Raw genomic sequence first — 14562 nt, forward strand, 5'->3', positions numbered from 1 at the left:
GCTTGAATTGCAAAGTTGAGCAAAAACAACAAGATTAACTAAACTACAGAGATAAATTCCAAGCGCTGACTCTTTAAAAAAAGCCACAAAATGGTAACCTTAGGCGCCTTTATACATTCGCTTAGAATTCAACATGGCAATCACCGGCACTTTATACATCGTCTCTGCGCCCAGCGGCGCTGGCAAATCAAGCATGATCAATGCGTACCTTTCACGCCATCGTGCATATCCAGCTCAAGTATCGGTTTCCCATACCACTCGTGCAGCGCGCCCCGGTGAAATTGATGGTAATCACTATCACTTTGTTAGCCATGATGACTTTAAAAAACTCATTAGCGAACAAGCCTTTTTTGAATACGCCGAAGTATTTGGCAACTTTTACGGCACCTCTCGCTACACCATCGAAAAAACCCTTGCCGAAGGCATTGATGTATTTTTGGATATTGATTGGCAAGGTGCTCGCCAAGTAAAACAGATGATGCCAGAAGCGGTATCGGTATTTATTTTGCCGCCAAGTCGCGAAGAATTAGAAAACCGTTTGCACATGCGTGGCCAAGATAGCCCGGACGTTATTAAGAAACGCATGGACGAAGCAGAAAGTGAAATGTCTCATTATAATGAGTACGATTACCTAATCATTAACAGTAATTTTGACGAAGCCTTAAGTGAGCTTACTGCCATTATTACTGGGCAAAGATTACAAACCCGTCAGCAAGCTGCAAAACATCGCGACTTGTTAGATGAACTTTTATCGAAATAATCTCGCTAAGTCCTAGTAAATCTTCATAAGATCGGCTAGGATCTTGCGTCATTTTTAGTCAACGGAGCTGTGCATGGCACGAGTAACAGTAGAAGATGCAGTAGAACAAGTCGGCAACCGCTTTGATCTTGTCCTTATCGCCGCACGTCGCGCGCGTCAGATCGCAGTAGAAGGCAAAGACCCTCTAGTTGAAGAAGATAACGATAAACCAACCGTTATCGCTTTGCGTGAAATTGAAGAAGGCTTGATCACCACCGAAACAATGGATGCTCAAGACCGTCAAGAACGTCAGGAACGTGAGGCAGCCGAATTGGCAGCCGTTGCCGCTATCGCCGATAAGCGCATCTAATTCGTCCCCGTCTATAAAATTACCGTGCTGGGTTTACTCTGCACGGTAAAACTCCCATAATTCAATCATATCTATTTCTGCGCTCCTCCGCTGATGAGGTAATGTTTGTATTTATTCGAAAGCCTGCGTGAAGTCGCCTCTAGCTACCTAAGTGAAGAACACGTAAACCTATTACGTGATGCTTATATTTTGGGTAAAGATGCCCATGAAGGACAATTCCGCTCTAGCGGTGAGCCATATATTACTCACCCACTGGCTGTTGCTCGCATTCTTGCCGAGCTCAAGCTAGATAATCAAACTCTAGTAGCCGCTGTATTACACGATACCATTGAAGACACTCCGGTTACTTACGAACAACTTCAAGAACAGTTTGGCACCGAAATCGCCGACTTAGTTGAAGGCGTGAGCAAGCTAGATAAAATTAAGTTTCGCGACAAAAAAGAAGCCCAGGTAGAAAATTTTCGCAAAATGATGATGGCGATGGTGCAAGACATCCGCGTTATCCTTATTAAACTGGCCGACCGCACCCACAATATGCGCACGCTAGGTTCGTTGCGCCCAGATAAGCGCCGCCGCATTGCCCGCGAAACCTTGGAGATTTACGCACCAATTGCCAACCGCTTGGGTATTCACAGCATTAAAAACGAATTGGAAGAGCTTGGCTTTGAAGCCCTATACCCAATGCGTTATCGAGTACTTAAAGAGTCGGTAAAAAATGCCCGTGGTAACCGCAAAGAGTTAATCAACGGTATTCATCAAGAGTTGCAAGGCCGCATAGAAGAAGCGGGCATTCAAGCTTCGGTAACGGGTCGTGAAAAGAATCTCTATAGCATCTACAAAAAAATGGTGAATAAAGAGCTGCAATTCCATGAAGTAATGGATATTTACGCCTTTCGCATCATCGTAGACAGCCTCGATACCTGTTATCGAGTATTAGGTTTAAGCCATAGCCTATACAAGCCTCGTCCTGGCCGATTTAAAGACTATGTAGCCATTCCTAAAGCAAATGGATACCAGAGCTTACATACTTCCTTAGTTGGTCCTCATGGCGTTCCTGTGGAAGTGCAAATTCGTACCGAGCATATGGACCAAATGGCCGACAAGGGTGTAGCAGCACATTGGTCTTACAAACAAGCCGGTGAAAGCCCAGGCACCACCGCGCAAATTCGCGCTCAGCGCTGGATGCAAAGTTTGTTAGAGCTACAGCAAAGCGCTGGCTCTTCTTTCGAATTTATCGAAAACGTAAAAACCGATCTATTCCCCGACGAAATTTATGTGTTTACCCCAGAGGGTAAAATCATTGAACTCCCAGCTGGTGCTACTCCAGTTGATTTCGCCTACGCGGTGCATACCGATGTAGGCCACGCCTGTGTAGGCGCGCGCGTAAACCGCCACCCCTTCCCGCTGAGTAAAGCACTTAGCAATGGTAAAACCGTAGAGATTATTACTGCGCCGGGGGCTCGCCCTAATGCCGCTTGGTTAAACTTTGTGGTGACCGGTAAAGCACGCGGAAAGATTCGCCAGCTACTTAAAAACCAGCGCCGTGAAGAATCAGTTAACCTTGGCCGCCGCTTGCTTAATCATGCTTTGGGCAGCGTTAAGTTAGACGAGATTAATCCCGAATCTTTAGAGCAAGTTCTTAAAGACTTAAAAGCCGAGTCACTCAACGACTTGTTAGCCGAAATTGGCTTAGGCAATGCCATGAGCATTGTGGTGGCACGCCGCCTATTAGGTAATACCGATGAACTAAGCAATGTTGAAGGCAAAGGTAAGATTGCCATTCAAGGCGCCGAAGGCTTATTACTTACTTACGCTAACTGTTGTCGCCCAATACCGGGTGACCCTGTGGTTGCCCACATTAGCCAAGGTAAAGGCTTAGTGGTGCACATGGAAGCCTGTAAAAATATTAGCGGCTACCAAAAAGAACCCGATCGCTACATTAATGTTGATTGGTCTAAAGATGCCGCCGAAGAAGCTGAATACAAAACCGAAATGCGCATTGATATGGTTAACCACCAAGGCATACTTGCTAGCCTAACCAGTGTGGTTGCCTCAACTGGCGCTAACATCGTGAATATTGTTACCGAAGAAAAAGAAGGCCGGGTTTACACCGTAGACTTATTGGTAACCACCCATAGCCGTATTCATCTTGCCGATATCATGCGAAAAATTCGCGTAATGCCAGAAGTATTACGTGTTGTTCGATTAAGAAATAAATAACGAGAAAACCATGACTCCAGAACGCTATCAACGCATTCGTGCAATGTTAGATGCTCGCCAAACCGACCTCACCGTGTGCATGGAAAACGTGCACAAACCACATAACTTGTCGGCCATTGTGCGTACCTGCGATGCCGTGGGTGTAGACCACGTGCATGCAGTGTGGGAAAACTATCAAGATGAGATCCGTCGTGGTACTGCTACTGGCAGCCAAAACTGGGTAAAAGTACATAATCACGAAAATATTGAAGATGCAGTAGCAGCATTACGCACCAGCGGAATGCAAATTCTAGCCACCAACTTGTCTGATAGCGCGGTGGATTTTCGTGAAATAGACTACACCAAACCTACCGCCATCTTAATGGGGCAAGAGAAGTATGGCATTTCTGATAAAGCGCTTTCTCTCGCCGACCAAGACATTATTATTCCCATGGTGGGCATGGTGCAATCACTCAACGTTTCAGTGGCTAGCGCATTAATCTTATATGAAGCACAACGCCAACGAGAAATAGCCGGCATGTATCAAGCGCCCAGCATGGTTGATAAAACCGAGCAAAATCGCATCATGTTTGAAGGCGGCCACCCTATTTTTGCTAAAGCTTGTAAACGCAAAGGTTTGCCTATTCCCCACATTGATGAAGAAGGCCAAATCATAGCCGACGATGAATGGTGGGCTAAAATGCAAATGAACAAAGAAGCCTGGGATAAGCTAGATCAGGAATAAATGATAAAATTAGAGTAATTGCTTTAATTTTGAGTTTTTTCCGGAATGATTATTGATCTTAATTAAACCCAAAACCTCAATATTAACTGAACATAGTTTTATTCCATTACAGAAGTAAAACTATGTTCAACAAAATCCGAATTCCACAGCTCTTCTTATTAAGCTCACTATTGGTATTAATAGTGGTTTCCATCCAAGCATGGAACAATACCCAGCAAATTAAAGAAACGCTTTACCAAGGTTACCAAACCCAATTAGCTAGCAACTTAGACCTAGCTACCAGCTTGGTCAATCACTACCAACAACAAGAGCAACATCTTGGTCGCGAACAAGCCCAACAACTGGCTTTAGCCGCCTTAGCCGAGCTACGCTATCAAGGTAACGAGTACTTTTGGGTAAACGATTTAGATCTTAAATTACTTATGCACCCAATTCGCCCCACCAGCATCGGTAAAGACATGACTCAAGTGCGCGATGCTAAAGGCTTAGCCCATTGGCAAGCCATGCGCGATACCGTAAAACAACAGGGCGAAGGCGCGGTGCAATACCACTTTTTACACCCGCAAACCCAAGTCATGCACGCCAAGCTGTCTTACGTTAAACAAGTTAAGGGCTGGAATTGGATAATTGGAACTGGCGTTTATATTGACCAAATAGACACCCAGCTTAATAGTATCTATTTCTACACCTTGCTGCGTTTAGCATTAGCCTTTGGCTTATTTGGTTTAGTGGCATGGCTAGTTAGCCGCAGCTTGGCCGGTCAAATGCAAGAGTTAGATAGTGCCATTAAAGGCCTAGCCAAAGGTAACTACCAACAAGCTATTAAGGTGAGTGGGCGCAATGAATTCTCTAATATTGGCCAGCAGCTTGAAAGCCTACGGCTGCAAACACAAGGTTTACTGCAAGATGTAAAACACTCGAGTGATAGCCTATTAGATGCTAACAAAGACCTGGCATCGGCCACCTATACTACTCACAGCAACACCCAAAGACAGTTCTCGGAAATAGACCAAATAGCCTCAGCGATGACTGAAATGAACTGCACGGTAGAAGAAGTAGCCAACAACAGTGCAGAGACGGCCGAAGCCTCTAAGCAAGCCCTAGAGCTAGCAGGTACGAGCTTAAAGCAACAGCTAAACACCGTTAAAAGCTTAAGCGCACTGTCGGAGCAAATGGCCTCGGCGAAACCTGCGGTTGCAGAACTACGAGATTGTAGCCAAAACATTGGCTCGGTGATTGATGTGATTAACGCAATTTCTGAACAGACCAACTTATTGGCCTTAAACGCAGCCATTGAGGCCGCCCGAGCCGGCGAGCAAGGTCGAGGGTTTGCTGTGGTCGCAGATGAAGTGCGTAACTTAGCTTCACGAACTCAACAATCTACTGAAGAGATCATGCAAACCATTGCGCAACTACAGCAAGTATCGCTCACTGTAGAAACCGAAATTGTTACTACTACCGAAGGTTTGGCGCAGCAGGCTGAGCAAGCTCAACAAAATATTCTACAAATTGAAAAAATTGAAAATATGGTGGGCAATTTAGAACAGCGTAATCAACAAACCGCAGTGGCCACCGAGCAGCAACGTTTAGCGAGTGACGAAATTAACCAAAATGTACTCACTCTACGTGATGGTAGCGAAGCTAACGCAGGTGCAGCAGAGCAAGGTAAACAAGTACATAGCCACCTATCTGGCGTAGCAGAGGCCTTGAGTATTCACCTCAAAAACCTCCGCTTCAACTAGAACCAGCTTAAGCAGGCTATTCCTCGGGAATGGCCTCTTCTTCTCTGGCTTTAGCAAACTTAAACTCATAATCATCGGCAAACGGTGAGTTGTAGCCCCATTCAGGCGACTCACCCACCTGCTTATCAAACCAAATAATTGGCGTAACTAAAAAGCGCGGCGCTTCAAATCGAATACCGTTTTCTTCGGCCTCGTAGAGTGAGCTGTTAGTTTCACACCTTACGGTTAGCATCACCATCACGATGATAAATAACCACTTCCAAAAACCGTCCATAGTTTTTCCTACTGTAAATTTGCGACTAAATTACCGTTTTAATACTCAGCAACAACTTGAAAGTGTGGCTGTAAAGCCTGTTGTAACTGAGCTATTTGTTGTTGTTTTTGTTGCTCACTATAAGGTTTGGCAGGAAGCTTGCCCCATATAGGCTGTGGCCACAAAGCATCGTTGTGAAAACGCACAATATGATGCACATGCAGCTGCGGCACCATATTACCAATGGCCGCCAAGTTTAGTTTATCACCTTTATAAAGGGCCATTACCGCTTCACTTAAGCGCTTAGATTCTCGCCAAAACTGCGCTTGTTGGCAACTATCTAATTGATATATATCACCAATATCATTTTGCATTGGCACCAGTACTAACCAAGGAAACTGGCTGTCGTTAATCAACAGAACCCGCGATAACTCAAAATCACCCAGCCAAATGCCATCCTTTTCTAGTTGAGGATGTAACTTAAATTCGCTCATTTTATTCTCCCTTGCGGCCTTAAACTGCAGCCAACTGACAGATACTATACAGTGGTCGGCGTTTCGCTTATCAAAAAAAGTGCTAGAATGGCGCCAACCATAATTTAAGCTGATTTAAATCTCAATAACTACCAGCCCTTGGCTGTTTAAAGAGCTATATCGACCACTATGTTACGTTTTTTCCCAGCATCCTTGTTAATGATTCTTTCTGCCAGTTTAGCCATTATGAATACCGCCATGGTGGGCTCTTTAATCATTGTTTGTGGCATCATTAAACTGTTGTTACCTAAAGGGCTTTATCCTTGGGTGGGTAAACTAACTAACTTTTTAATGTGGTGTTGGAGCGAAATGAATCGCGCCATATTTCGCTTAGTAAACAACACCGAGTTTGTGATTGAAGATAATAGCCAGCTCAGCAAAAAAAGTTGGTACTTGATGATTTGTAATCATCAAAGCTGGGCCGATATCGTATTACTGTGCATGTTGTTTGGCTCACGTATTCCCATGCCTAAGTTTTTTCTCAAACAACAGCTTTTGTATGTGCCTTTTGTTGGTCTAGCCTGCTGGGCTTTAGACATGCCCTTTATGCGCAGATACTCGCGCCAGTACTTGCTCAAACATCCAGAAAAGCGCGGTAAAGATTTAGAATCAACCAAACGCTCTTGTGAGAAGTTTAAAACCAACCCCACAACAGTCATTAACTTTGTAGAAGGGACCCGCTTTACCCAACAAAAGCAACAACAATCCCACTCTAACTATCAACACTTATTGCCACCAAAAGCGCTGGGTATTGCTTACACCTTATCGGCTTTGGGCGAACAATTTGACCAGATTATTGATGTAACCTTGGCCTATCCCGGCACCACCGAAACACTTCCGCCTTTTAAGGCCTTATTATCAGGTAAGCTCGATAAGGTAGTGGTGAAAATCGATACCATAGCAATCAACCGAGAGTTACGCGGCGACTACCTGCAAGATAAACAATTTAAGCGCCACTTTAAGCTTTGGCTCGATGATACTTGGCAAACTAAAGATCAATATCTACAAAGCGTACTAAAAGACTAACCCTGTTCACAATATCCAAGGCAAGATCCTGACAGCCTGATTTTACTGCTATTTTTATAGGAGTAAAAACAACGGAGAAACGTGTTGCGGCGATCGCTTTGGATGCTTTATTGGCTAGTAGGCAGCTGCTGGGCAGAGGATTTTAGCCCTTGGCTAGAAGAATTTCAGCCGTCTAGCCTAAGCCAACAGCAACAAATCGAAGAGCTACGTTGGTTTAAACAAGCCGCTCAACCCTATCAAGGCATTACTATTCGCGCTATTTCAGAGCGCATTAATACTCACTGGTACGAAGCCACCGTTATTGCCCCCTTGTTTTACCAACTCACTGGTATCAAAGTTATCCACGAGATCAGCGGTGAAGACGACGTAGTAAAAAAGCTACAAAGCCAAATGGACTTGGACATCAACTATTACGATATCTATGTCAGTGACAGTGATTTAATTGGTGGTCACTTTCGTTCTCGCAACATCGTTAACTTAAGCCAGTTTATGCAACACCAAGGAAAAGACGTCACCTTACCCAGCCTAGATATCGATGATTTTATTGGCTTAGCCTTTACCACCGGCCCTTACGGCGATTTGTTGCAACTCCCCGACCAGCAATTCGCCAATCTTTATTGGTATCGCCAAGACTGGTTTAAGCGCCCCGAGCTACAGCAGCAATTTCAAACCATTTATGGCTACCCCTTAGCCGTTCCAGTGAACTGGTCGGCCTATGAAGACATCGCCGAATTTTTTACCGAGCACGTAAAAGAAATAGATGGGCAAAAAGTATATGGCCATATGGATTATGGTAAACGTGACCCTTCGCTAGGTTGGCGAATATCCGATGCTTGGCTTTCTATGGCAGGCATGGGTGATGTAGGTTTACCCAACGGTGTACCTGTGGATGAATGGGGCATACGTCGCCACGGTTGTCGCCCTGTGGGCGCAAGCATGAGGCGTGGCGGCGCTCTCGACTCTCCCGCTGCCATCTACGCTATTCAAAAGTATGTAGATTGGTTAAAACGTTATGCCCCTCCAGAAGCACAAAAGATGACCTTTAGCCAAGCTGGGGCCGAAATAGCCAAAGGCCACATAGCGCAACAAATTTTTTGGTATACCGCCTTTACTGCAGATTTAAGCCAACCAGACTTAGCCGTTACCGATAAAGATGGATTACCCCTATGGCGAGTAGCACCTTCACCGCGGGGTGCTTACTGGCAACCCGGCATGAAGTCAGGCTACCAAGATGTAGGAGCTTGGACACTGGTAAAATCTACCCCTTTAAAGCGTCAACAAGCGGCATGGTTATACGCTCAATTTAATGTCGCCAAAACGGTTTCTCTGCGTAAAACCATGGTGGGTTTAACCCCTATTCGCCAAAGCGATGTGATGTCTAAACCATTTAGTGAGCGCTCAGCCGAGCTAGGCGGCTTAGTAGAATTTTATCAAAGCAATGCGCGTAACGAATGGACGCCCACCGGACTAAATGTGCCCAATTATCCAGCTTTATCGTCGCTATGGTGGCAATACATTGGCCGCGCTAGCGACCATGGAGAAGCAGTTCCCCAGATAATGAAAGAATTGGCACAAAGCATGGACTTAGCACTAGCTAAAATTGGTAAAGACAACCCTGGTCCCTGCAGCCCTAAGCTCATCTCGGCGCAACAAGCCTCATTATGGCTGGCTCATCCCGGTTCTCCCAAACCCAAGCTGGAAAACGAAAAACCGCCGGGTAAAACCTTAAACTACACAGAGTTAATTAAACAATGGCAACCTTAAAAGCCAGCTGCTTAAGTGCCAGCCTAGCCTTAAGCTTGCCAGCGCAAGGTGTTGAGCTGGTGTTTAATACCTATTTAGACCCGCCTTATGTCATCCAAGACCAAAGAGAGCTAGCAGGAGTTAATATAGAAGTTTATGAATTGCTAAAAAAACACAGCAATTTAGATATAAGTATCCGCTTGTTACCATTAAAACGCGCTTATTTGATGGCGCTCGAATCGCCCAATAACTGCGTTTTTGCTATAGAGCGCAGCCAAGCAAGAGAGAGCTCATTTACTTGGATAAGCCCCATGTATATTAGCCGCTATGCGATTTATCAGCCGCAACAAAGCTTTACACCTTTAAGCAGCGTTGCAGATCTACAACAGCTAAAAATAGGCAGTTATTTAGGTAGTGGGATTGGCGAGTATTTGGAAAGCCTGGGGGTTGAAGTTGATTTGGCTAAAACCAACCTTAACAGTGCAAAAAAACTACAACGCCAACGTACTCAAGCTTGGGCTAGCGATATCTTGTCCTCTGCCTATGTGCATTACCATTATTCTTTAGGGATTCAAAAACAGGGGTTTGATTTTTACAGTTCACTACGCGCCATCGCGTGTAACAAAGACAGCGATGCTGGCGCTTTACAAAAACTGCAAACCAGCCTTAATCAACTACAAAAAAGCGGGAAAATAAGCAAGATATTGGCGTCTTACGAACAACAATACCAAGTGGATTTGGGTTTATAAAAACAAAAAAAGCAGCCTATTGGCTGCTTTATTATCAGTACAAGAGACTAGCCCTTTAAATTAACCAAGTAGCTAACTAACTCATTTAGCTCTTCAATTGATTTTACTGAGCCCGTGTTAACTTGGTACTTACCATTAACCACTAAGGCCGGCACACCGCGAATCTTATAGTTCATGGTGTTCTTTTCCATTTGCGAAACCATGCCATTCACAACAAAGCTGCTGGCTGCGCTATCAAATTTCTTACCATCAACACCGTTGGCAACAAAGATGCTGCGAAGATCATCACGGCTGGTGAAGTTTTGACGTTTGTTATGGATAGAATCAAAGATAGCGTTGCTAATTGCAGGCTCTACTTCTAGCATTTCTGCTGCAGCGAAAGCGCGAACCATTTCTTCACCCATTTGGCCGCCAATAAAGCTTACGTGGTTCTTTTTGAACGCTACGCCTTCTGGTAGGGATTTTTTAATACTCTCTGCTACTGGTTCAAACTTAAAACAGTGCGGGCAGTAGTACGAGAAAAACTCGATAACTTCTGGTTTAGCAGTAGCTGTTTGCTTAATCACATCGTAATGCGTGCCTTCTTTAAAGTCAGCCGCTATTGCCATCGGCAAAGTAAGCATTGCCATTAAACCAATCAGTAGTTTTTTCATCACTCGGTATTTCCTTCCAGTGAACTTTATAAAAAACCGAGCATAATGATTAGCACCAGCTCGGTCAATCGTTGACTATGTTGTTGACATAAATTTACGTTTACCAAGATCCCATTTCAAACATTACAGTGGTATCTACATCTTGATGTATTAATACCGAATAATGTTGTTCAATTTGGTTACGTCTAATTTTTAAAGTAGGGGTAAGCAGGGCGTTATCTACGTTCCAATCCTCATTTACCACCACCACATGCGACAACTTGGCATGACTTTCTAATTGCTCATTCACCTTTTTAAGGGTGCGATTTAAGCTGGCTTCAATTTGGGCTTGCGAATGCTGTTTCATTTCAGCCGCTAACACCACCAAAGCACAAGGCTGCGTGAGGGCGCTGCCCACCACACATACCTGCTCAACCATCGAATTTTCAGCCAAGCTCTGTTCAATAGGAACGGGGGCTACATATTTTCCTTTCGCCGTTTTAAAACTTTCTTTTAAACGGCCAATAATTTTAACGTAACCATCATTATCTATTTCACCTTTATCTCCTGTATGCAGCCAGCCATCAACAATTGACTCCTCAGTGAGATCAGCATGTTTGTAGTAGCCCTGCATCATGCCTTCGCCCTTAGCAAGAATCTCTCCTTGCTCAGAGATTTTTATTTCTACGCCAGGACCCGCTTTTCCGATGGTGCCAATTTTGTCGCTTCGAAAAGGTACATTTAAGGTGCCGTAAGCTAGGTTCTCGGTCATGCCCCAGGCTTCAGAGATATTTAAGCCAATGCTTTGATACCAATGCAATAATGAAGGCGCTACCGGAGCACTACCACAACCTAAAATTCGCGCCTTATTTAAACCCAAGGCCTTTTTAATTTTGAGCTTTATTAAACTAGACACCAAGGGAATAGATAACAACAACTTGAGTTTTTTCGGTGGCAGTTTTTCAAATACACCTTGCTGGAAACGCGCCCACAAACGAGGTACCGAAATAAACAAAGTAGGCTGTACGCTGCGCAAGTTATCAGGGAAAGTATCTAAGGATTCAACAAACGACACACTAAATTGACCGCTAAAAATGCTGGTGCCTTGAATGTAAACTCGCTCAGTAATATGCGCCAAGGGTAAGTACGACATCACCCGGTCTTCACTGCCAGCTTGCAACACATCAATTAGCTGTTCACAGGCATAACGATATGCCTCAAAGCTAATCTCGGCGCCTTTAGGGTCACCAGTACTGCCCGAGGTATAGATAATCGTCATAATGTCTTTTGCATCCCACAGATGATTTTTCTCAATCACCGGCATTTCCTTCAACCAATCACTCCATTGAATGTGGCAAGGCATGGTGGGATAGGGCATCGCAACAGTTTTTAAGCCGATAGGCACGGCCGAGGCTTGCTTGCCCCATTCGTCTAACTTACCCACAAACAACAGCTTAGCTTCGCTGTGTTGAAGTACAAAAGAGATGGTATCCACACTAGCGGTGGAATAAATAGGAATGCTTACACAGCCAGCCATCATGATTGCCAGATCGGCAATAAACCATTCGGCACTATTTTTAGCTAAAATGGCCACTTTGTCGCCGGGCTCTAGGCCTTGAGACAATAAGCCTTGAGCAATTTGACCGGCTTCGCGCGCTACTACTGCCCAAGTTTTCTCATGATATACGCCATCAATAGGCTGACGTAGGTAAACGCGCTGCGGATCCTGCTTTTGCCAATGCATTAGTGCATCAACGGGGGTGACAAAGTTTGTCATTCACAACCTCGTTACAAGTTATTCACCTTTTATATCAATCCTATACGGCTAGGCGCAGGATGCCAGTACAAATCGAAAATAAGCCGAAGTAATGTGAACAAACACTCTGTTTATCACCAGTTTTTGAAAGGATTTAAGCTAAGTTGAGAGTTATAGTATTTAGCTTGCCCTGTGACCTCTTGCCCCAGCCAGTCGGGCTTTGCAAAGCTTTCTTGCTCGCTGCTCAGCTCTACTTCGGCAACAATTAAGCCGAGGTTATCTCCAGCAAATACATCCACTTCAAATACATGTTGTGCAACAGGCACTAAGTAGCGAACTTTATCAATGGCGCCAGGCTCACACAGTGCTAATAGCTGCTCGGCTTCGCTCAGGGGAATTTCTTTCTCCCATTCATAGCGGCTTAAACCCGACTGATTACTTTTACCTTTAATGGTAAGAAAACCCTGCTCACCGCGAACACGCACTCGTACTGTACGTTGTTTATCACTGTTTAAGTAAGCCTGTACAATTCGGGTTTGCTCACTCGCTTGCTTAACAAATGCATCGCTGTTAACCAAAAACTTGCGTTCTATTTCTACACTCATAACAGTCCTCAATAACCGGGAGTTAAAGACAATGGCGCTTGCTGCAGAGCCGAAAGCTGTTCTTTAAGCGCGAGTATTTGGTCTTCCCAATAACGTTGCGAGTTAAACCAAGGAAAGGCGCGTTGAAAGGCTGCATCTTGCCAGCGCCGTGCTAACCAGCCCATGTAGTGAATCATTCGCATAGCACGCAGCGGCTCAATTAAGGCCAGCTCACTGCTATCAAATTCACAAAAGGCCTCATAGCCTTCTAATAGAACTTCTAATTGCAGGCGGCGCTCATTGTCATCTCCAGCCAGCATCATCCATAGATCTTGCACGGCAGGGCCATTACGCGCGTCATCTAAATCCACCAGCATCGGACCATCACGCCACAATATGTTGCTAGGGTGGCAATCACCATGTAAACGAATAATGGTTTTAGGTTTATAGGCCGTCTTTGCCGCTTCGGCTACTTGCTCAGCTACGGTAAAAAATGGCAGTGCCAAACCCTCGGGTAGCCAATCACGTAATAACTCCAACGGCTGGTCGAGCATCTCTTCGGTATTAATCGATAAGCGGTGCTCAAACAGTTTGCTGCCCACTTTCTGGTGCATGCGCCCTAGGTATTGGCCAACACGCTCGATTTGGTCGAGGTTATCTACCTCAAAACCGCGTCCTCCAACACTAGGGAAAATGGTAAATAACCAACCTTGATAATCAAACAAGCTGCGACCATCTCGCACTAGCGGTGCCACAATCGGCACATCTACTTCTGCCATCGATAAACTAAATTGATGTTCTTCGAGAATCTGGGCTTGGCTCCAACGCTCTGGCCGATAAAACTTCACCACATAACGCAGCCCATCTTCGGCTTGAAATTGATAAACACGGTTCTCGTAAGAGTTTAAAGCCAACAAACCACTACTAGGGAAAATGCCTTGAGATTCAATAGCATCAAGAATAGTGTCGGGATGTAAATCGGCAAATAGAAAGGCGCTCATGGCTCGGCAGTTTTACAAGAGGTTATCGGCGCAGTGTAGCAGTAAAACAAGTTCCCTAGCCAGCGCTAAGCAGGTAGCTGATAAAAGGCTTGAACCACAATATAAATACAGCTCAACCAAGCCACCAGCATTAGCAACGAACGCAAGGTAGCAAAGCCAAACACGTATACCCAAGGGTGCAACAAGCGGGTAGCGGTAAATAACACAGCGGCATATTGAATACGGCTAAAATCAAGCCCTGCAAGATGGGCTATTAGCAAACTGCCCGTAAACAAAGCTAAAGCTTCCCAAGCATTTTGTTGAGAAGCATAGATACGTTGACCAACGCTATTTAACAATTGGGATTGTTGGCGGGGATCTTGATTATCTATAGTGCCTAACTGGCGCTTACGCGCTGCCGAACCAAGTGCTGCCAGCAAATAAGGCAGCACTAACAACAACGCAAAACACGCCAGAACCAGTTTCAAACTTTATTCTCCAGCACCCTGTT

At 44.9% G+C, this 14562-nt stretch carries 15 protein-coding genes; 8 read left to right on the plus strand and 7 right to left on the minus strand.

Annotated elements, in window-relative coordinates:
• Window positions 1-133 precede the first annotated feature (133 nt).
• The 5 genes from gmk (at window position 134) to K5620_RS21395 (ending at window position 5795) form a co-directional block, all read left to right on the plus strand.
• Complete coding sequence (gene gmk, locus K5620_RS21375) at window positions 134-760, plus strand: guanylate kinase (protein ID WP_016400212.1); 627 nt, start codon at window positions 134-136, stop codon at window positions 758-760.
• A 73-nt stretch (window positions 761-833) separates the two neighbouring features.
• Window positions 834-1109, plus strand: a complete 276-nt coding sequence (rpoZ, locus tag K5620_RS21380) for a DNA-directed RNA polymerase subunit omega (RefSeq protein ID WP_016400213.1) — start codon at window positions 834-836, stop codon at window positions 1107-1109.
• 105 nt (window positions 1110-1214) lie between these two features.
• Window positions 1215-3329 (plus strand): bifunctional GTP diphosphokinase/guanosine-3',5'-bis pyrophosphate 3'-pyrophosphohydrolase, encoded by a 2115-nt coding sequence (spoT, locus tag K5620_RS21385; protein ID WP_016400214.1) that lies wholly within the window; start codon window positions 1215-1217, stop codon window positions 3327-3329.
• A gap of 10 nt (window positions 3330-3339) precedes the next feature.
• Window positions 3340-4053, plus strand: a complete 714-nt coding sequence (trmH, locus tag K5620_RS21390) for a tRNA (guanosine(18)-2'-O)-methyltransferase TrmH (protein ID WP_016400215.1) — start codon at window positions 3340-3342, stop codon at window positions 4051-4053.
• A gap of 122 nt (window positions 4054-4175) precedes the next feature.
• Entirely contained in the window at window positions 4176-5795 is a 1620-nt protein-coding gene (locus K5620_RS21395; RefSeq protein WP_040306757.1) for a methyl-accepting chemotaxis protein, read from the plus strand.
• Between the two features lie 16 nt (window positions 5796-5811).
• On the opposite strand, the gene K5620_RS21400 is transcribed toward K5620_RS21395, so the two are convergent.
• Entirely contained in the window at window positions 5812-6069 is a 258-nt protein-coding gene (locus tag K5620_RS21400; protein ID WP_016400217.1) for a hypothetical protein, read from the minus strand.
• Between the two features lie 38 nt (window positions 6070-6107).
• Window positions 6108-6542, minus strand: coding sequence for an HIT domain-containing protein (locus K5620_RS21405; RefSeq protein ID WP_016400218.1), 435 nt, complete (start codon window positions 6540-6542; stop codon window positions 6108-6110).
• Window positions 6543-6710: 168 nt separating this feature from the next.
• Between K5620_RS21405 and K5620_RS21410 the strand changes: the two genes are divergently transcribed.
• The 3 genes from K5620_RS21410 to K5620_RS21420 all read left to right on the plus strand — a co-directional run bounded on the left by K5620_RS21410 (window position 6711) and on the right by K5620_RS21420 (window position 10099).
• Entirely contained in the window at window positions 6711-7607 is an 897-nt protein-coding gene (locus K5620_RS21410) for an acyltransferase (protein ID WP_016400219.1), read from the plus strand.
• Between the two features lie 84 nt (window positions 7608-7691).
• The gene (locus K5620_RS21415; protein WP_215426327.1) at window positions 7692-9371 is read left to right on the plus strand and encodes an ABC transporter substrate-binding protein; all 1680 of its coding nucleotides are present in this window, start codon (window positions 7692-7694) and stop codon (window positions 9369-9371) included.
• Entirely contained in the window at window positions 9359-10099 is a 741-nt protein-coding gene (locus tag K5620_RS21420; RefSeq protein ID WP_016400221.1) for a substrate-binding periplasmic protein, read from the plus strand. Before K5620_RS21415 ends, K5620_RS21420 begins: the two co-directional genes overlap by 13 nt.
• A gap of 47 nt (window positions 10100-10146) precedes the next feature.
• On the opposite strand, the gene K5620_RS21425 is transcribed toward K5620_RS21420, so the two are convergent.
• The 5 genes from K5620_RS21425 to K5620_RS21445 form a co-directional block, all read right to left on the minus strand.
• Window positions 10147-10752, minus strand: a complete 606-nt coding sequence (locus K5620_RS21425; protein ID WP_221075382.1) for a thiol:disulfide interchange protein DsbA/DsbL — start codon at window positions 10750-10752, stop codon at window positions 10147-10149.
• A 100-nt stretch (window positions 10753-10852) separates the two neighbouring features.
• Window positions 10853-12508, minus strand: a complete 1656-nt coding sequence (locus K5620_RS21430; protein ID WP_016400224.1) for an AMP-binding protein — start codon at window positions 12506-12508, stop codon at window positions 10853-10855.
• A 113-nt stretch (window positions 12509-12621) separates the two neighbouring features.
• A complete protein-coding gene (locus K5620_RS21435; protein ID WP_016400225.1) occupies window positions 12622-13092 on the minus strand; it encodes a CYTH domain-containing protein in 471 nt (156 codons plus the stop codon).
• Between the two features lie 8 nt (window positions 13093-13100).
• Window positions 13101-14072: a serine/threonine protein kinase gene (locus tag K5620_RS21440; RefSeq protein ID WP_016400226.1), complete on the minus strand. Its 972-nt coding sequence runs from the start codon at window positions 14070-14072 to the stop codon at window positions 13101-13103.
• Between the two features lie 65 nt (window positions 14073-14137).
• Complete coding sequence (locus K5620_RS21445) at window positions 14138-14539, minus strand: MAPEG family protein (RefSeq protein WP_016400227.1); 402 nt, start codon at window positions 14537-14539, stop codon at window positions 14138-14140.
• Window positions 14540-14562 lie beyond the last annotated feature (23 nt).

Source organism: Agarivorans albus, assembly GCF_019670105.1.
In the GTDB taxonomy this organism is placed as follows: domain Bacteria; phylum Pseudomonadota; class Gammaproteobacteria; order Enterobacterales; family Celerinatantimonadaceae; genus Agarivorans; species Agarivorans albus.

Bases quoted from the DNA above. Each gene is read 5' to 3' on its own strand.
- gmk (WP_016400212.1), top strand. From the start codon at position 134: ATGGCAATCACCGGCACTTTATACATCGTCTCTGCGCCCAGCGGCGCT.
- rpoZ (WP_016400213.1), top strand. From the start codon at position 834: ATGGCACGAGTAACAGTAGAAGATGCAGTAGAACAAGTCGGCAACCGC.
- trmH (WP_016400215.1), top strand. From the start codon at position 3,340: ATGACTCCAGAACGCTATCAACGCATTCGTGCAATGTTAGATGCTCGC.
- K5620_RS21395 (WP_040306757.1), top strand. From the start codon at position 4,176: ATGTTCAACAAAATCCGAATTCCACAGCTCTTCTTATTAAGCTCACTA.
- K5620_RS21400 (WP_016400217.1), bottom strand. From the start codon at position 6,069: ATGGACGGTTTTTGGAAGTGGTTATTTATCATCGTGATGGTGATGCTA.
- K5620_RS21405 (WP_016400218.1), bottom strand. From the start codon at position 6,542: ATGAGCGAATTTAAGTTACATCCTCAACTAGAAAAGGATGGCATTTGG.
- K5620_RS21410 (WP_016400219.1), top strand. From the start codon at position 6,711: ATGTTACGTTTTTTCCCAGCATCCTTGTTAATGATTCTTTCTGCCAGT.
- K5620_RS21420 (WP_016400221.1), top strand. From the start codon at position 9,359: ATGGCAACCTTAAAAGCCAGCTGCTTAAGTGCCAGCCTAGCCTTAAGC.
- K5620_RS21425 (WP_221075382.1), bottom strand. From the start codon at position 10,752: ATGAAAAAACTACTGATTGGTTTAATGGCAATGCTTACTTTGCCGATG.
- K5620_RS21430 (WP_016400224.1), bottom strand. From the start codon at position 12,508: ATGACAAACTTTGTCACCCCCGTTGATGCACTAATGCATTGGCAAAAG.
- K5620_RS21435 (WP_016400225.1), bottom strand. From the start codon at position 13,092: ATGAGTGTAGAAATAGAACGCAAGTTTTTGGTTAACAGCGATGCATTT.
- K5620_RS21440 (WP_016400226.1), bottom strand. From the start codon at position 14,072: ATGAGCGCCTTTCTATTTGCCGATTTACATCCCGACACTATTCTTGAT.